This is a genomic window from Epilithonimonas pallida, assembly GCF_900182975.1.
GTDB classification, from domain to species: Bacteria; Bacteroidota; Bacteroidia; order Flavobacteriales; family Weeksellaceae; genus Epilithonimonas; species Epilithonimonas pallida.
The window spans coordinates 57,927-75,493 of sequence record NZ_FXUO01000001.1 but is presented as its reverse complement, the minus strand read 5'-3'; the positions used below and the strand labels follow the sequence as shown (position 1 = coordinate 75,493).

Here is a 17,567-nt window from a genome sequence, read left to right as displayed (position 1 = left end):
GTCTTATGAACACACTTACAAAACCATTTATCACAGATACATTTCTATTAAAGAACAAATTCGCTGAGGAGTTGTATTTCAGATTTGCTGAAAACCAACCGATTATTGATTATCATAACCATTTGCCTCCGAAAGAGATTGCAGAAAACCGTCAGTTTGAAAACATTACTCAGGTTTGGATTGGTGGTGATCATTACAAATGGAGAGCGATGAGAACAATGGGCGTGAACGAAAAATTCATCACGGGAGACGCTTCTGACAAAGAAAAATTTGCAGCTTGGGCAAAAACAGTCCCGAATACGCTGAGAAATCCTCTATTCCATTGGACCCATTTGGAACTAGCAAGATATTTCGATGTTTATGATTTGTTAAGCGAAAAAAATGCGGACGAAGTTTACGAAAATGTATCAGCTCAACTTCAAACACCTGAGAAATCTGTCCGTGGATTGTTGAAAATGAGAAATGTGGAAACGGTTTGTACGACAGAAGACCCAATTGACACTTTAGAGTATCATCAAACAATCAAACAAAATAATATCGGAATCACAGTTAGCACGGCTTTCCGTCCTGACAAAGCGATTTTGATTGATAACGAGGATTATAATTCTTACATTGATAAATTAGGCGAATCCGCAGGCATCGAAATCCAATCTTACAAGGATGTACAGGATGCACTAATCAAAAGGATTGAATACTTTCACGCCAACGGATGCAGATTGTGTGACCACGGATTGAATAAAATTTCTTTTGAAACGTTCACAGATTCGGAAATCAACTCAATTTTTGAAACTAAAAGAAAAGGAGAAACATTGACGCCACATCAGATTGAGCAATTCAAAACAGCCATTTTGTTGTTTTTGGGCGAGACTTACCATTCATTGGGCTGGGTTCAGCAATATCATTTGGGCGCGTTGAGAAACAACAATGCAAGAATGTTGAAAGTTCTTGGGGCAGACACAGGTTGGGATTCCATAGGCGATTTCAGTCAGGCTGCAAACCTTTCGAAATTCCTGAACACATTGGATTCTAAGGATAAATTAACGAAAACGATTATCTACAATCTGAATCCTGCTGATAACGAAATTATGGCTACAATGATTGGAAATTTCAACGATGGTTCGGTAAAAGGAAAAGTACAGTTCGGTTCCGGCTGGTGGTTTCTGGACCAAAAAGACGGCATGGAAAAACAGATGAACGCGCTTTCCAATATGGGACTCATAAGCACATTCGTTGGGATGTTGACCGATTCCAGAAGCTTCCTTTCGTTCCCAAGACACGAATATTTCAGACGTGTATTGTGTAACCTTTTAGGAAACGAAATCGAGTCTGGCGAACTTCCTGAAGATTTGGATTTGGTAGGAAAAGTTGTGGCAGATATTTGCTATTTTAACGCTAAGGAATATTTCAACTTTTAATATTGTCATCCTGAGGCTCTCGAAGGATTTCAGAATAATTAGGGCAGCTTAATCCGAGCAAAAAAGGATTTCCGCTCAAGTCGGGCTGCGAGTGATTTGCGGATTAAAAACTTATTTAAGCGAAGCGGCTTTGTGAACTTAAAAACATTAGAATTAAATAAAAAATCTTTGTGCACTTTGTGTTCAAAATAAAATGGAAACAAAACAAACATCCAAAATATATTACAAATCTGATTCAACAGAATGGGAGAAAATAGATGAATACATCGACCGCCAAATTGTGGGCTACGACGAATCTGTAATGATGGTGAATGTCCGTTTCAAAAAAGGCGGCATTGGATACAAACACAAACATCCTCATATTCAAGTGACTTATGTTGCAGAAGGAAAATTTGAAGTGAACATCGGCGAAGATATTTCAATTTTGAAAAAAGGCGATTCGTTCTTTGTTCCGTCCAATGTTCTTCACGGTGTCGAATGTCTGGAAGACGGGATTTTGGTAGATGTTTTCAGTCCGTTTAGAGAAGATTTTATAAAGTAAAAATTGATAAACTGTCATTCAGAACGAAATGAAATGGAGTGAAGAATCTAGAGATTCCTCGTTCCTCGGAATGACAAACATAAAAATAAAACTAGATTAATGAGCAAAGTTGTAACCTTTGGCGAAGTATTGATGAGATTATCTCCGTCCGACAGCAAAATGCTAAGACAAAGCCGCGAAATGGAATTCTTTTTCGGAGGAACAGAAATGAATGTCGGTGCGTCTTTAGCCATTATGGGATGCGAAACAAGACATATCACCAATGTTTCCGATTGTTTCATCGGAGAATCAGCCATTGCAACAATGAAAAGTTACGGGATTGATACGCAATTCGTCAACAGAACAGAACATCCGATTGGTTTATATTTCTTGGAAGTTGGTTCTGCGATGCGTGCGAGCCGAATTTCCTACAATAGATTAAATGGTTCTTTTGCCAACATCAAACCTGAACAAGTAGATTGGGAAAAAGCATTGGAAGGTGCTGAATATTTCCACTGGACAGGCATTTCTCCCGGAATTTCGGAAGGTGCTTATGAAACTTTGAAGCAAGGTTTACAATTAGCTTACTCAAAAGGAATCGAAATCACAGCTGACCCGGCTTATCGTTCCAATCTTTGGAAATATGGAAAAGAAGGATTCACAGTTCTTAAGGAACTCATCTCCTACTCTACGATTTTCATCGGTGGCGTGAATGAAATCAATGAAATTCTGGGAACATCTTTCGGTTATGATAAAGACAGTTTTATCCAGGCTGCGGATAAATTGATGAAAGAAATCCCTTCTATCAAAAAAGTATTTGATAAAACCAGAATTGGTGTTACAGCGAGCAATCAGGCCACCCAGGGAAGAGCTTTCGTTAACGGACAATATTTCGAAACCGAAAGTCTGGAAGTGAATCCCGTTGTGGACAGAATCGGAACTGGCGATGCGTTCGCTGCAGGTTTGATTTACGGTTTAATCAACTTCGATGATGAGAAAGCTTTGAAATTTGCCAATGCAGCCTGCGCCATCAAACATACGATTTTAGGTGATGTGAATCTGAGCAGTGCCAATGATATTCTGGAAGTGATGAGTGGCAATTCAGGAGGAAGAATTAAAAGATAATTTAGAAATATTGTCACGTTTGTCATTCTGAGCTTGTCGAAGAATCTCAAACCTCAATCAAAAAATATAAAAATGACAAAGATTCAATTAGTTACAAACGCCATCATCAAGCAAGGACTTTTGCCTTTGTATTATAATGCGGATGAAACAGTAACTTTAGAAATACTGAAATCGCTTTACAGAGCAGGAATCCGAGCGGTAGAATACACAAGCCGGGGGGAATCTGCACTAAGTAATTTCACAAAAATGGTAGAAATCCGAAATGCAGAAATGCCGGATATGCTGCTTGGAATCGGAACAATTAAGAATCAAAAACAAGTTGAAGAATATTACAAAGTTGATGCTGATTTTTTCATCAGCCCGGGATTTGTTTCAGAAGTTGCAGAATTCCTGATTCCGAAAGATGCTTTGTACAGTCCGGGTTGTATGACGCCAACTGAAATCATCGAAGCTGAAAATGCAGGTGTAACATTCGTAAAGCTATTCCCTGGAAATGCTTTAGGAACTGGATTTATGAGTGCCATAAAAGACGTGTTTCCAAATTTGAAATTTATGCCAACTGGCGGTGTTGACACAACCAAAGAAAACATCGAAAGCTGGTTCAAAGCCGGCGTTTCCGCTGTTGGAATGGGAAGCAAATTGGTAAGCAAAGAATTAATGGCTTCCAAAGATTACGCAACCATAGAAAACGAAACAAAAAAAGTATTGGACATCATCCAATCCATTAAATCATAAAACAAAACTAAATTCCTAACCAATATGAGTTCAGTTAAATCCTTAAAACCTAGTAATTTCAGATGGTCTATTTGTGGACTCCTGTTCATTGCTACGACCATCAATTATCTTGACAGGCAGGTTCTTTCTTTGACCTGGAAAGACTTTATACAACCCGAGTTCCATTGGAATAATAATGATTATGGAAACATCACGGCATTGTTCTCGATTTTCTATGCAATAAGTATGTTATTTGCAGGGAAATTTGTGGATTGGATGGATACGAAAAAAGGATTTCTTTGGGCAATTTTCATTTGGTCAATTGGAGCTATTTTACACGCATTCTGCGGTATTGCAACTTCGGGAATTTTGACAGGAAACTGGTTGGTAGGTTTTGCAGAATCAAAGGAAATTATTGGAACTTTAAATAATATTTCCCTGGTTACAAGCACAAGTGTGACGCTTTTCATCTTTGCAAGATTTGTTTTAGCGGTTGGTGAAGCGGGAAACTTTCCTGCGGCAATTAAAACGACGGCAGAATATTTCCCTAAAAAAGACAGAGCGTTTTCTACAAGTATCTTCAATGCTGGAGCAACTGTTGGTGCATTAGCTGCGCCAGTTACTATTCCTTTCATCGCCAAATCGATGGGTTGGGAAATGGCATTTATCATCATTGGTGCGCTTGGATTCGTTTGGATGGGACTTTGGATTTTCTATTACAAAAAACCTCATCAGCATCCGAAAGTTAATGAGCACGAATTGGCTTACATTCAGCAGGACCAGGATGATTTTGTAGAAACTATGTCTGATGAGCCTCAGAAAAAAATGAGCTTAAAACAAGCTTTTGGATACAGACAGACTTGGGCTTTTATTTTCGGTAAATTTATGACAGATGGAGTCTGGTGGTTTTACCTGTTCTGGACTCCGGCCTACCTAAGTTCAGTTTACGGAATGGATAGCACGCAAAGTGCATTACCACTCTTCGTTTTGTATATGATAACCTTGGTTTCCATTGTCGGAGGCTGGCTTCCAAAATATTTCGTAGACAAAAAAGGAATGAATCCGTATGCAGGAAGAATGCGTGCGATGCTAATTTTCGCTTTCTTTCCATTATTAGCTTTGGTGGCACAACCTGCAGGAAGCATCAGTTATTGGCTTCCGGTTTTGATTATCGGAGTTGCTGGTGCAGCGCATCAGTCCTGGTCTGCTAATATTTTTTCAACAGTTGGCGATATGTTCCCGAAAAAAGCAATCGCTACAATCACAGGAATTGGTGGAATGGCTGGCGGAATCGGTTCTTTCCTGATTAACAAGGGGTCCGGATTATTGTTTGACCACGCCCACAAAGCCTGGACAACTGTTGATGGCGTTCCACTTTTAGAAAAATATCCTGAATTTAAGGATACTAGGCTTCCTGATGATCTGTGGATTCAATTGAAAAATTCCGGTGCTGTCATTTCAGACGGTATCGACAAAGGATATATGATTATTTTCTCAATCTGCGCAGTAGCCTATCTGATTGCGTGGTTTGTAATGAAATCATTGGTTCCTAAATACAAAATCATTAAAGAATAAAGAAATGGAATATCAAACTAAACAAAAACTTAACCGTGAAAACTCAGGTTCGACTGAGAAACTTCCCATCAAATTTTTACAATTCGGGGAAGGTAATTTCCTTCGTGCATTTGTAGATTACCTTATCGATAAGATGAATAAAGAGGCTGGCTTCAATGCTGGCGTAGCTGTTGTTCAGCCGACTCAGGGTGGTCTTGTTGATATGCTGGAAGAGCAGGATAACCTTTACACACTTTTCATAAGAGGTGTAAAAAAAGGCCAGATCGTGGATGACCAGAGAGTGATTTCTGCAATCCAGCGTTCATTCAGTCCTTACGAAAATTATGCGGAGTATCTAGAATTGGCTAAAGGCGAAGATTTACAGTTCATTTTATCTAATACAACAGAGGCAGGAATTGCTTTTGATGAGTCTGAAACTTCTTTAGCTTCTGGTCCTCACAAGAATTTCCCTGCGAAAGTGACAGCTTTCCTTTACGAGAGATTCAAGCATTTTAATGGCGATACGGAAAAAGGTCTTCACATCATTCCTTGCGAATTGATTGAAAACAATGCCTTGACATTGAAAGAATATATTCTTAAATATGCTCAACTATGGAATCTTGAAGAAGATTTTTCTGCTTGGATAGAGAATAGCAACTATTTCCACAATACTTTGGTGGACAGAATTGTTCCGGGATATCCAAGAGAAGAAAAAGATGAATATGAAGCTAAGTTGGATTATGATGATAATCTGATGGTAGTTTGTGAAGCATTTTTACTTTGGGTTATCGAAGGTGATGAGAAATTGAAAGCCTTGATTCCGTTTGATAAAATTGATGACCAGGTTTCGGTTGTTGATGATATCACGCCTTACAGAACCAGAAAAGTGAGAATCCTGAACGGTGCTCACACAGCAATGTTGGCTTTCTCTATCCTTGACGGAAAAGAAACTGTGAAAGAAGCGATTGATGCGGACTTTGCAGGACAATGGATTTCCGAAACTGTTTATAACGAGATCATTCCTACTCTGGATTTATCAACAGAAGAATTGACGGCGTTTTCGGATGAAGTTTTTGACAGATTCAGAAACCCGTTCCTGAAACATTTGCTTTCCAGCATTGCACTGAATTCAGTTTCGAAGTTCAAAGTGAGAGTTTTACCAAGCTTTCTGAAGTATGTTGAAATCAAGAACGAATTACCAACTAACCTGACTTTTTCATTAGCAGCGTTGATTAGATTCTACCAAGGTGAGTTTGATGGAAAACAACTTCCTGTAAGCGATGATGCGCCGGTTTTGGAAAGATTCAAAGAAATCTGGTCAACTAACGACCTTGGAGAAGTAGCGAAAAACGCTTTATCTGAAGTGAGTTTCTGGGATACAGATCTGACTCAGGTTTCTGGATTAACAGAAGCTGTAACCAAGGCTTTAAGTGCAATCGATTCCACAGGAATTGAAGAAGGATATAAAAGTTATATTAATAATTTATAAGACTTAAACATAAAGACATAAAAGCATAAATCTAATTGTCGTTTTTTAAGGCACAAGAAAAAACTTAGTGCCTTAAAAAAACAGAAGAATAAGAAAATTGTGCCTTTGTGTTGAACTTGATTAAAGCTAAAGATTATGCAAAAGAAAGTTTTAAAAGTCAATCCGAAAGACAACATCATTGTTGCGCTGACGGATTTGCCTGCCGGAGACATCGTGCATCTGGACGGTGCAGATTACACGGTACTGAAAGATACGAAAGCAAAACATAAATTCGCAGCAGAAGATTTTGCGATGGGTGACCATATTATTATGTACGGCGTCATTGTTGGAAAAGCCAATCAGCCAATTCAAAAAGGTGAAGTCATCACGACCGAAAACGTAAAACACGAGAGTGAAGAAGTTTCCAAAAAGACAGGAGATTTGGGTTGGACTCCGCCAAATGTGGATAAATGGAAAGATAAGACCTTCAACGGCTACCATCGTGCTGACGGGCAAGTTGGAACCAAAAATGTCTGGTTATTCTTCCCTTTGGTGTTTTGTGAAAACAAAAATATCGAGAAGCTTAAAGATATTTTCGAAAACGAATTGTTACCGAAAAAAGAAGTTTCCTATAAGAATTTCCTGCGTTCTCTGATTGAAGAAAAAAGCGTGGAAGAAGTGGAAGACCAATCCAGAAATGAAAATCTTCTGGATAATATCGAAGTGAAGTTTATCAATCATCAAGGAGGTTGCGGCGGCATCCGTCAGGATTCGGAACTTTTGGCAAAACTGCTTGCCGGTTATGTGAACAACCCGAATGTGGCTGGTGCAACGGTTCTCAGCTTGGGATGCCAAAATCTTCAGGTTGATATCTTCCAAAATGCTTTGAAAGAAATGAGCCCGAACAGCGATAAAGAAGTGCTGATCTTTGAACAACAGAAAATCGGGACGACGGACAAGATGTTCCAAATGGTCATCAAAGAGTCTTTCGAAGCGATCAAAAGAGCTAATAAAATCCAACGCCAGCCTGCACCGGTTTCTAAGCTGAGCATAGGTCTGGAGTGTGGTGGTTCTGACGGTTTTTCAGGTATCTCTGCGAATCCGGCCTTAGGCGTTGTTTCAGATATTTTTGCAGCATTAGGCGGGAAAACAATCTTGGCCGAGTTTCCGGAATTATGCGGCGTGGAGCAGGAATTAATGAACCGATGTGTGGATGAGGAAAAGGCAGATAAGTTCTTATCATTAATGAAAGCCTTCGAGAAATCCGTTGTGGATGCAGGTTCAGGATTTGATATGAATCCATCGCCAGGAAATATCAAAGACGGTTTGATTACCGATGCTATGAAATCTGCAGGTGCTTCTAAAAAAGGTGGAACCGCACCTATCGTTGATGTTCTGGATTATGGTGAATACATTTCAAAACCAGGTCTGAACTTATTGAACACACCTGGAAACGATGCCGAATGTACCACAGGACTAGTTGGAGCTGGAGCAACTGTGGTTTTGTTTACAACAGGCTTAGGAAATCCGATGGGAAATCCAATTGCACCGGTTGTGAAAATCTCTTCCAACACCGCATTGATCAACAGAATGTCCGACATCATCGATGTTAATGCAGGAACTGTAATCACCGGAGAAAAAAGCATACAGGAAGTGGGCGAAGAGATCGTAGATTATATTATAGAATTGGCGAGCGGCAACGTAGAAACAAAAGCAGACCAACTGAAACAGGATGTATTTATACCTTGGAAACGAGGAGTGTCATTATAATTTTTTTGAATTTTAAGGTTTTTATTTTTAAAGGGCATTTCTTCTTTTTGAAGAGTGCTCTTTATTTCTAAATCATATAAAGAATTAAGCAGTTTACTTATTAATTATATTCAGCTAATCAACACTATTAAGATATGGTAAAATCAACCTTATGCTTTGTTAAGAGTAAGACTTATGCTTCGATAAGAGTAAGACTTATGCCTCGATAAGAGCATGACTTATGCCTCGATAAGAGTAAAACTTATGCCTCGATAAGAGTAGAACTTATGCTTCGATAAGAGTTATCATTCATGAAATAAAGCCTACTCCACACTCAACACCTTATCATATCCTGCGGTTCTGGAAGCTTTCAACAAGTTACTCCCGGAATATTGACTTGTAACCTCCAAATAATAGCTACCGGTCTCTAATTCAGGAATAATGATGATCAATTCTGATGCTTTGTTCACTATTATATCATCTGCAGGAACTATTGTCCTGTTATTAGTTACACTATTGACAAAGAAGATTCCGTTTTCGGGGCTATCTCCAGCTATTTTTATTTTTGCGCCTTTGATGTTCAGATTTCTACCAGGTGAGATCTTATTATTAATGGAGCCACTCTTCATATCTGTCACCTGATAGATGACAGAACCTCTGCTGGCTGCACCAAGAATATTAACCTGGATATCGGGAATCATTGCTCTCATTCTCTCACCCTGATTGAACTGGAAAAGAATCTTATGCTTATTCTGGTCAAAAGTCTCGGACAGGCTATTAAAAACACCCTTGATCTTAGTGCCTGCCGTAAAATAGCCGGTATTAACGGTAAAACCATCGCAAAGCTGGTAAGCCATCTCTTTCAGAAAAAGCGTTACAGCATACTCCATAGACGGTGCCGACATGTCCGCTCCACCCCTATTGACAGCAGCCTCACAGATCTGTTTGATATTGAGCGACTCCTCACTGATGGTACGCGCCAGATAATCGGCAGAATCATTTTTTGTTAAAAGATTCTCATAAAGATGAGCATTAATTGTATGTAGAAGGGGCATAATTTAATCATTTATGTTATCCCTAATATACAATTATTTTAAGAACTACTACTCCAGTTTTTTAATTGTCTTCAGCATATCAATTCCTTTTCCTAAAATCGGTTTGAAGATGTCACCTTTTTCTTTCAGCCGGTCTAATGAATTATGAATGTTGAAGTCGGTCGGCTTAAGTCCTTTTTTGACCTCGTCCCATTCCAACGGCATTGAGACAGGTGCACCTTTTTTCGGCCTAAGACTGTAAACGCTTGCAAGAGTCTGTCCTCTTCTGTTTTGTAGATAGTCGAGATAGATTTTATTCTTATCCCTTTTCTGAAGGCTGCGTTCAAGCGTTGTCAAATCGGGTAACTTCTGCTGAACCATCTGCATTAGCAAGTGTCCGAAATCTTTCACCTGCTCATAAGAATATTTTGCGCCCATTGGGATATAAACGTGTATGCCCGAACTGCCGGAAGTTTTGGGATAACCATTGATTCCTGCCAAATCCAAAACTTCCTTCACAGCCTGAGCGGTTTCTATCACATCTTCGAAGGTATTCTTTTCGGATGGGTCCAGGTCCAGAACAAGATAATCGGGATTATCCGCTTTTTGGATTTTACTGGTCCAGACATTTAGCTCGATGCAACCGAGATTGTTCAGATAGGCCATTGTTTCCTTATCATTGCAGATGATGTAATTGATATATTTATCGGTACTTTCCGAGAAGACCTTCTGCGTTTCTATCCACTCTGGCGTTTCCTCAGCAGCATCTTTCTGGTAAAAGCTCATTCCTTTGATACCGTTCGGATAACGGTTCATAGATTGTGGGCGGTTTTTCAGATGTGGTAAGATATATTTCGAAATGCTTTGATAATAATCAATCACATCACCTTTCGTCACGTCATCATCGGGAAAATAGATTTTGTTTTGATTGGTAAGTTTCAGTTTTTGCTTTCCGATTTTTTTCTCGACATCGTCTTTTCCTGTTCTTTTCTTAGGTTCTGCTTTTTTCACGAGTTCTTTTTTTGAAGGTTTTTCTGGATTGAATGTCACATCATCAGGCTCTATACCATCCCGGAGTCTGAGGAAAATCGGGTGCCTGTAAATCAGGTCTTTTGTCAGTTCCGTAAATTTGATTTCAGCAACCAGTTCAGGTTCTATCCAAGTTGCTTTGGTATTGGTTTTTGGTGTGATTTTGAAAACTGATTTACCGGTAATCAATGGCTGCATTTTATCATAAACCTCGGAAAGGGATTTGTCGTTAAAACCGCCGCCTGTATGACCACAAAATACCATTTCGCCATTTAGATATTTACCCAGAATCAAGGCTCCGAACTTTTTCCTTGAGCCTTTTGGCGCTGTAAATCCACAGATAATCGCTTCATCACTCTTATGGATTTTAATTTTCAGCCATTCCGAGCTTCGGACATCTTCTTTGTAAAGGCTTTCGGTTTTTTTGGCTACAATTCCTTCCAGCCCCAAATCTTTTGCAGCCTGGAAAAACTCTTTCCCGTTTTCCAGGATGTGGTCACTATATTTAATGATTTCATTCTCGATTAGAGCATCTTTTAATAATTCTTTCCGTTGAAGATAAGATAGATTTTCGGTCGAATGTCCGTTGAGCCAAAGCAAGTCAAACACCTGGAATGTCAGTGCCAGGTTTGGATTATCACCAATCTGCTGCAGCCATTGGAAGTTAGGTTTTCCTTTGTCATCGTAAGCAACAATCTCACCGTCAAGGACCATATTGTGTTCCTGTAACTTCAGCGAATTAGTAACTTTTTTAAATTTCTGGGAAAAATCGATACCGTTCCGGGAATACAATCGTATGTCGTCATTGCTCAAATCAGCAATCGCGCGATAACCGTCCCATTTGATTTCGAATGCCCATTCCTTGTCATCAAAGGCTTTATCGGAAACTTTGCAAAGCATAGGTTTGATGAATTCCGATAACTTTTTGGCGCCTGAAAGTGCCGGAGCATAATTTTTAAAGTGCTTTATACCTTCGGACGAGTCATTTTTTTTTTACCTTCTTTCTCTTCGAGATAAGCGGTGACTTTGGAGGTTTTCAACGTGTGTTCTTCAGCGTTGTAGTCTTCATCAACGGCATATTTATCTTTATGTTTGATAAGCAGCCAGGCGTTTTCATCCTTAGAACTTTTGATTTTCACTAATGCAAATTCACCTTTCAGCTTTTTACCGTGAAGAATGAATTTCAATGACTGTTTATGCAGTTCAGCCCGCATTACCAGATCGTCACTTTTGCCTTCCACCTTTTCAATGGGTTCATATGTTCCTTCGTCCCAAATTTCTACTTCGCCAGCACCATAATTACCTTTCGGGATAGAGCCCTCAAACGTCCTGTAAGAATACGGGTGATCTTCAACCATCATCGCCAGCCGTTTATCCGCAGGATTGAGAGAAGGTCCTTTGGGAACAGCCCAGCTTTTCAGAACACCTTCCATTTCCAAACGGAAATCGTAATGAAGCCTTGTGGCAGCGTGTCTCTGAATTACGAATTTTAATTTTTTCCCGCTGACCTTAGCCTTACCTTCCGGTTCCGCTGTTTCCTTGAAGTTCCTTTTTTTATTATAATCCTCTAGTGCCATAACAGTAATAATAAATGATGAATGATACTTTATAATTGAAAAATACTACTCCGAACCCACATTCTAAACCTTTAATCTATAACCTAAATCACCCCACTTTTTTCTTTCCTTTTTCCAGGCTAGCTTTCAGCATTGCCATCAGATCGGTTGCTTTGCCTTCGGGTTCTTTAATTTCGGTCAATTTGATTTTTTTGCCTTTTGCTTTTTGTTTAATGATTTTTAAAAGGTCTGCATTATAAGTGTCTTTATATTTTGATGGGTCAAATTCCGTTGCAAGGGATTTTATGAGCTGTTCCGCCATTTTCAGCTCGGCAGGTTTGGGTGCGCTTCCGGACGGAATTTTTAAGTCTTCAAAGTCGCGCATCTCTTCGGGGTAACGCATCCTGTTAACCATTAAAATTTTATCTTCATATGGCCGGATCAGGCAAAGAATTTCGCGTTCTCTCAGGACAAATGAACCGATTCCCGCCATTTTGGTTTTGGTTAAAGCTTTTAATAATAATTTATAAGCAGCTTCACCATTTTTCTGTGGCTCCAGAAAATAAGGCGTCTCGAACAAAGCAGGATCGATCTCCGCTTCCTTGACAAACTGAGAAATACTGAGAACCTTAGATTTTTCCGGGCTTGCCGCTTCAAAATCCTTATCATCCAGAACGATATATTTATCCTCTATTTTATAACCTTTCACAATATCTTCCCAAACCACTTCTTTTCCGGTACTTTCGTTAACACGTTTGAATCTGATATTGCTAAGATCTTTACTGTCCAGCATATCCAGATCTAAAGTGCTCGAATCTGTCGCCGAATACAATTTGATGGGAATATTAACCAACCCAAAACCAATTGCACCATTCCAAATTGCTCTCATAATTAGAATTTTGATTTGATATTAATAATGAAATTTTATTATTTGATTTTTACAAGAAACATTCCATTGACATCAATTAGGCAAAATATTTAAGATTAATTATTTCTAATACAATTTAGAAATAGCACATTATTTGTAACTGCTTAAAAAAATAAAAGTAAAATGGAAAAAGAAACTAAAAAGAAAATCAGACCAAAGCAGGAACAAAGCCGACCCGGTCTGGAAAAAGAAATGACTCCGGTTCCAGAAACCAGCCCGATTGATTATCCAAAAGGTAAACTGAATGGTAAAGTAGCCTTAATCACCGGAGGCGACAGCGGAATCGGGAAAGCGGTGGCTTTACTATTTGCAAAAGAAGGTGCGGACATTGCGATTGCTTATCTCAGCGCGACTCAAGATGCTGAAACTACTAAAAAAGAAGTGGAAGCTTATGGCAAAAAATGTACTTTGATCAAAGGTGATTTAGGCAATGAAAATCACTGCAAAAAGGTCATTAAAGAAACCATAAAAGCACACCAAAAAATCGATATTTTGGTCAATAATGCTGCATTGCACTGGGAATCGGAATCGATTGAAGATATCACTACTGACCAACTGACAAAAACATTTCAGAATAATTTTTTCTCCTATTTCTGGACTACAAAATATGCGATGCCTTATCTGGAAAAAGGTGCCAGTATCATCAACACAACATCCGTCACGGCTTACAGGGGAAGTCCTCAGCTCATTGATTACGCTTCGACAAAAGGTGCTATCGTTGCCTTTACCAGAAGCCTTTCTGCCAATCTCATTGATAAAGGAATCCGTGTAAATGCCGTTGCGCCCGGTCCAATCTGGACACCTTTGATTGCATCATCATTTGATAAAGAAAAAAACTCAGAGTTTGGAAGTGATTCGCCAATGAAACGTGCAGGGATGCCGAATGAAGTCGCACCAAGCTTCCTTTTTCTGGCCAGTGACGACTCCAGTTTCATTTCGGGACAGGTTTTACACCCAAATGGCGGGGAAATTGTTAACGGATAATCACAATTAATTATAACATCAAAACAAAATATTATGTCAACAGAAAATCTTACCAACCAGGAAGCTATTAAGAAAATCAAAGAACTCTCGGAAAAAGCCAGGATCTGTATGTTTTGTACGGAACTGGACAGACTTCCTGTCAATGCCAGACCAATGAGCATCCAGGAAACCGACGAGAACGGAAATCTCTGGTTTATCAGCAGCGAAACCAGCAATAAAAATTTTGAAATCAAGGAAGACAACCGTGTACAGCTTTATTTTATGAATAACAGCGACTCCGAATATCTTTCAGTGTACGGAAATGCTTTCATCTATAAAGACAAAGCGACAATCGAAGAAAAATGGTCGCCAATGGCAAATGCCTGGTTCGATGGCAAAGATGATCCGAATGTTTCAATCATAAGAGTGGAACCAAAAGATACTTATTATTGGGACACGAAGGCGGGAAAATTGGTAAGCCTATTAACTTTTGCAGCAGCAGCAATTACCGGAAACAAAACTGATAATTCTGATGGCGTGGAAGGAACTGCTAAAATTTAATTAATTTTAAAATGGAAATTAAGTCACAAAGAAAATCATATTTAATGAACTTTGTGACTTTTATTTTCCATTCCTTATCAAACTACAAATGGCGAAACTCATTACATTCACGAACAAAGGAATTTATTGTCCTCAAGGAAAATTCTATATCGATCCGTGGCGACCCGTCGATTTGGCGGTCATTACGCACGGTCACGCCGATCACGCACGTTGGGGAATGAAAAAATACCTTTGTCATCATTTTACCAAACCGATTTTACATAAAAGAATCAGTGAAGATATCGAATGTCAAAGTGTGGAATATGGTGAGATCATTAATATCAATGGCGTAAAAGTCTCGCTTCATCCTGCTGGTCATATTATCGGCTCTGCACAGATCAGGTTAGAATATAAAGGTTATGTAAGTGTCGTTTCGGGAGACTATAAAGTTCAGGACGACGGTTTAAGTACGCCTTTTGAGCTTGTAAAATGCAATGAATTTGTCACGGAGAGCACTTTCGGACTTCCTATCTACAACTGGCTGGAAGTTAATGATCTAAATAAAAAACTGCAAAGCTGGGTTCTCAGAAATCAGGAAAATCAGAAAACATCTGTTTTTATCGGTTATTCTTTGGGGAAGGCACAACGAATTATGAAAGCTGTTGAAGGCTTGGGAAAGATCCACGTTCATTACTCCATCGGCAAGCTTAATCAGGCTTTTGAAGAAGTTGGAATTGTTCTTCCTGAATATGAAATTCCTGATTTTCGGGAAAGTATAAAACACATTGCGGGGGATATTGTCATCGTGCCGCCCGCTTTATTAGATTCAAATGTCATTAAAAAAATTCCTGACGCTGCGACAGCGATTTGTTCAGGCTGGATGCAGGTTCGCGGTGCCAGAAGATGGCGAAGTGCGGATGCAGGTTTTGCAATGAGCGATCACGCCGATTGGAAAGGTCTGTTACAAGCCATAAAAGCGACCGAAGCCGAAATTGTTCACGTCACACACGGACAAACCGAAGTTTTTTCTAAATATTTAAACGAAATCGGAATCAAATCTGATGTCATTGAGACATTATATGGAGACGATGACGAAGAGGAGAAAGAAAAAGAATTTATCAAAGATTAAATCAATGCTTGAAAAGTTCCGTAGGGACTTACTGTTAATAGCAAAAAGAATAAATGGTAAAGCGGAGCTCCGTAGGAGCGACCTGTTAATCACAGAATATAAAGCAGCGAATCTCTCGCAGCCCGACTTGAGTGGAAATCCTTTTTTTGCTAGACTAAAATTTCAATTTACTCTGAAAATGTGCTGCAAAAAAAGATTGGGAACGGAAGGCGGAAATAGCTGCCCAAAATATTAAAAAAATGAAACATTTCGCAGAACTCATCAACGCTCTCGAAAGCACCAATAAAACCAACGCTAAAATCGATGCCATCATCGATTACCTGGAACGCGCACCTGATGAAGATAAAGTGTGGTTCATCGCCTTGTTTACGGGAAAACGACCGAAACGGAATGTGAACACAAATTATATGAAAGAATGGGCGTTGGAAATTACTCAATTACCTTTCTGGCTGTTTCAGGAGAGTTATTCTTCTGTTGGAGATCTGGGTGAAACTTTGTCATTAATTCTTCCTCCGCCAACCGAAAAAATCGAACGTTCTTTATCTGAATGGATGAATGACATTATCGGTTTAAAAAATAAAACAGACATCGAAAAAAAGGAATTTGTCCTGAATTCCTGGAATGGTTTGGATTATACGGAACGATTGATTTTCAATAAATTATTAGGCGGAAGTTTCAGAATCGGGGTTTCGGATAAAACATTGATCAATGCTTTAACTAAATTTTCCGAACAGGAATCCAGTGCATTGATGCACAGTTTAATGGGAAAATGGCTGCCGAATGAAGTTTCTTTCCAGAAATTAATTTCAGCAGAAAATGTGAATCCGGACAATTCAAAACCTTATCCTTTCTGTCTGGCTTATCCTTTGGAAAAAGATTTAGAAGAACTCGGAACGCCCGATGAATGGCTGATTGAATACAAATGGGACGGAATCCGCGGACAGATCATTAAAAGGAATGATGAAGTTTTTATCTGGTCGAGAGGTGAAGAACTGATCACCGAACAATTTCCAGAAATCAAAGATGTCGTTCAGCATATGAATGGTGATTTTGTCATTGACGGAGAAATTCTGGCTGTAAAAGATGGTAAAGTTTTAAATTTTAATGAATTACAAAAGCGTCTTAATCGAAAAACTTTAACGAAGAAAATGCTTTCTGAAATTCCGATCCAGGTTTTTGCTTATGATCTATTGGAATTGGAAGATAATGATCTGAGAGAAAAACCGATTGCCGGACGACGTGCCATGCTGGAAGAATTGTTATTAAATGAAAATCCTGAGAATATAAAAATTTCTCAAGTCATTGATTTTGAAAACTGGAACGAATTAGACCAAATCAGGGAAAATTCCAGGGAAATTAACAGTGAAGGTCTGATGCTGAAACAGAAAAATTCACATTATCATTCGGGACGAAAAAAAGGCGACTGGTGGAAATGGAAAATCAATCCGTTAACCATTGATGCCGTTTTGATTTACGCCCAAAAAGGAAGCGGACGACGAAGCGCTTATTATACCGATTATACTTTTGCCGTGAAGAATGAAGATAAATTGGTCACGATTGCCAAAGCGTATTCCGGTTTGACAGATAAGGAAATCATGGAAGTCAGCAAGTTCGTGAATAAAAATGCAATTGAAAAATTCGGGCCGGTTCGTACGGTAAAACCTGAGTTGGTTTTCGAAATTGCTTTTGAAGGAATAGGTTTCAGCAACCGTCATAAAAGCGGTGTTGCGCTGCGTTTCCCGAGAATTCTGAGATGGCGAAAAGATAAAACAGTGGATGAAATTGATGATTTGGAAGAGATAAAAAAATTGATACAGTAAAATTTAACCACAAAAGTCACAAA

The 17,567-nt window shown here is 39.1% G+C and carries 15 protein-coding genes; 11 read left to right on the top strand and 4 right to left on the bottom strand.

Translation table 11 applies throughout. The features are described 5' to 3' along the window. Nucleotides 1-5: 5 nt before the first annotated feature. The 7 genes from uxaC (at nt 6) to QOL71_RS00280 (ending at nt 8,566) form a co-directional block, all read left to right on the top strand. Nucleotides 6-1,415 carry a glucuronate isomerase gene (gene uxaC / locus QOL71_RS00310; RefSeq protein ID WP_283415017.1) on the top strand — a complete coding sequence of 470 codons (1,410 nt, stop codon included), beginning with the start codon at nt 6-8 and terminating at the stop codon, nt 1,413-1,415. Between the two features lie 193 nt (nt 1,416-1,608). Then, a complete protein-coding gene (locus tag QOL71_RS00305) occupies nt 1,609-1,956 on the top strand; it encodes a cupin domain-containing protein (protein WP_027383858.1) in 348 nt (115 codons plus the stop codon). A 99-nt stretch (nt 1,957-2,055) separates the two neighbouring features. Then, on the top strand, nt 2,056-3,060 hold the full coding sequence (locus QOL71_RS00300; protein ID WP_283415016.1) for a sugar kinase: 1,005 nt from the start codon (nt 2,056-2,058) through the stop codon (nt 3,058-3,060). 72 nt (nt 3,061-3,132) lie between these two features. Next, on the top strand, nt 3,133-3,795 hold the full coding sequence (locus QOL71_RS00295) for a beta/alpha barrel domain-containing protein (RefSeq protein WP_283415015.1): 663 nt from the start codon (nt 3,133-3,135) through the stop codon (nt 3,793-3,795). Between the two features lie 24 nt (nt 3,796-3,819). Next, the gene (locus QOL71_RS00290) at nt 3,820-5,349 is read left to right on the top strand and encodes an MFS transporter (RefSeq protein WP_283415014.1); all 1,530 of its coding nucleotides are present in this window, start codon (nt 3,820-3,822) and stop codon (nt 5,347-5,349) included. A gap of 4 nt (nt 5,350-5,353) precedes the next feature. Then, nucleotides 5,354-6,817, top strand: coding sequence for a tagaturonate reductase (locus QOL71_RS00285; RefSeq protein WP_283415013.1), 1,464 nt, complete (start codon nt 5,354-5,356; stop codon nt 6,815-6,817). Between the two features lie 135 nt (nt 6,818-6,952). Beyond that, a complete protein-coding gene (locus QOL71_RS00280) occupies nt 6,953-8,566 on the top strand; it encodes a UxaA family hydrolase (protein ID WP_283415012.1) in 1,614 nt (537 codons plus the stop codon). 302 nt (nt 8,567-8,868) lie between these two features. Here QOL71_RS00280 and QOL71_RS00275 read toward each other — a convergent pair whose 3' ends face one another. From QOL71_RS00275 to ku, 4 genes are all read right to left on the bottom strand, one after another. Next, entirely contained in the window at nt 8,869-9,600 is a 732-nt protein-coding gene (locus tag QOL71_RS00275; RefSeq protein ID WP_283415011.1) for a DNA-binding domain-containing protein, read from the bottom strand. 48 nt (nt 9,601-9,648) lie between these two features. Beyond that, nucleotides 9,649-11,508 (bottom strand): DNA ligase D, encoded by a 1,860-nt coding sequence (gene ligD, locus QOL71_RS00270; protein WP_283415010.1) that lies wholly within the window; start codon nt 11,506-11,508, stop codon nt 9,649-9,651. Between the two features lie 65 nt (nt 11,509-11,573). Continuing rightward, nucleotides 11,574-12,185, bottom strand: coding sequence for a DNA polymerase ligase N-terminal domain-containing protein (locus QOL71_RS00265; RefSeq protein ID WP_283415009.1), 612 nt, complete (start codon nt 12,183-12,185; stop codon nt 11,574-11,576). 88 nt (nt 12,186-12,273) lie between these two features. Next, nucleotides 12,274-13,053: a non-homologous end joining protein Ku gene (gene ku, locus QOL71_RS00260; protein ID WP_120214141.1), complete on the bottom strand. Its 780-nt coding sequence runs from the start codon at nt 13,051-13,053 to the stop codon at nt 12,274-12,276. Nucleotides 13,054-13,215: 162 nt separating this feature from the next. Here ku and QOL71_RS00255 point away from each other — a divergent pair, with 162 nt between their 5' ends. The 4 genes from QOL71_RS00255 (at nt 13,216) to QOL71_RS00240 (ending at nt 17,544) form a co-directional block, all read left to right on the top strand. Beyond that, nucleotides 13,216-14,076 carry an SDR family oxidoreductase gene (locus QOL71_RS00255; RefSeq protein WP_283415008.1) on the top strand — a complete coding sequence of 287 codons (861 nt, stop codon included), beginning with the start codon at nt 13,216-13,218 and terminating at the stop codon, nt 14,074-14,076. A 33-nt stretch (nt 14,077-14,109) separates the two neighbouring features. Further along, nucleotides 14,110-14,616: a pyridoxamine 5'-phosphate oxidase family protein gene (locus QOL71_RS00250; RefSeq protein WP_283415007.1), complete on the top strand. Its 507-nt coding sequence runs from the start codon at nt 14,110-14,112 to the stop codon at nt 14,614-14,616. Nucleotides 14,617-14,704: 88 nt separating this feature from the next. Beyond that, complete coding sequence (locus QOL71_RS00245) at nt 14,705-15,724, top strand: ligase-associated DNA damage response exonuclease (protein WP_283415006.1); 1,020 nt, start codon at nt 14,705-14,707, stop codon at nt 15,722-15,724. A gap of 239 nt (nt 15,725-15,963) precedes the next feature. Beyond that, the gene (locus tag QOL71_RS00240; protein WP_283415005.1) at nt 15,964-17,544 is read left to right on the top strand and encodes an ATP-dependent DNA ligase; all 1,581 of its coding nucleotides are present in this window, start codon (nt 15,964-15,966) and stop codon (nt 17,542-17,544) included. Nucleotides 17,545-17,567 lie beyond the last annotated feature (23 nt).

What these genes read in the sequence shown, in the direction of transcription:
- QOL71_RS00290 (WP_283415014.1), top strand. Translation starts at nt 3,820, where the DNA reads ATGAGTTCAGTTAAATCCTTAAAACCTAGTAATTTCAGATGGTCTATT.
- uxaC (WP_283415017.1), top strand. Translation starts at nt 6, where the DNA reads ATGAACACACTTACAAAACCATTTATCACAGATACATTTCTATTAAAG.
- QOL71_RS00245 (WP_283415006.1), top strand. Translation starts at nt 14,705, where the DNA reads ATGGCGAAACTCATTACATTCACGAACAAAGGAATTTATTGTCCTCAA.
- ligD (WP_283415010.1), bottom strand. Translation starts at nt 11,508, where the DNA reads ATGCTTTGCAAAGTTTCCGATAAAGCCTTTGATGACAAGGAATGGGCA.
- QOL71_RS00275 (WP_283415011.1), bottom strand. Translation starts at nt 9,600, where the DNA reads ATGCCCCTTCTACATACAATTAATGCTCATCTTTATGAGAATCTTTTA.
- QOL71_RS00300 (WP_283415016.1), top strand. Translation starts at nt 2,056, where the DNA reads ATGAGCAAAGTTGTAACCTTTGGCGAAGTATTGATGAGATTATCTCCG.
- QOL71_RS00250 (WP_283415007.1), top strand. Translation starts at nt 14,110, where the DNA reads ATGTCAACAGAAAATCTTACCAACCAGGAAGCTATTAAGAAAATCAAA.
- ku (WP_120214141.1), bottom strand. Translation starts at nt 13,053, where the DNA reads ATGAGAGCAATTTGGAATGGTGCAATTGGTTTTGGGTTGGTTAATATT.
- QOL71_RS00255 (WP_283415008.1), top strand. Translation starts at nt 13,216, where the DNA reads ATGGAAAAAGAAACTAAAAAGAAAATCAGACCAAAGCAGGAACAAAGC.
- QOL71_RS00295 (WP_283415015.1), top strand. Translation starts at nt 3,133, where the DNA reads ATGACAAAGATTCAATTAGTTACAAACGCCATCATCAAGCAAGGACTT.
- QOL71_RS00305 (WP_027383858.1), top strand. Translation starts at nt 1,609, where the DNA reads ATGGAAACAAAACAAACATCCAAAATATATTACAAATCTGATTCAACA.
- QOL71_RS00280 (WP_283415012.1), top strand. Translation starts at nt 6,953, where the DNA reads ATGCAAAAGAAAGTTTTAAAAGTCAATCCGAAAGACAACATCATTGTT.
- QOL71_RS00285 (WP_283415013.1), top strand. Translation starts at nt 5,354, where the DNA reads ATGGAATATCAAACTAAACAAAAACTTAACCGTGAAAACTCAGGTTCG.
- QOL71_RS00240 (WP_283415005.1), top strand. Translation starts at nt 15,964, where the DNA reads ATGAAACATTTCGCAGAACTCATCAACGCTCTCGAAAGCACCAATAAA.
- QOL71_RS00265 (WP_283415009.1), bottom strand. Translation starts at nt 12,185, where the DNA reads ATGGCACTAGAGGATTATAATAAAAAAAGGAACTTCAAGGAAACAGCG.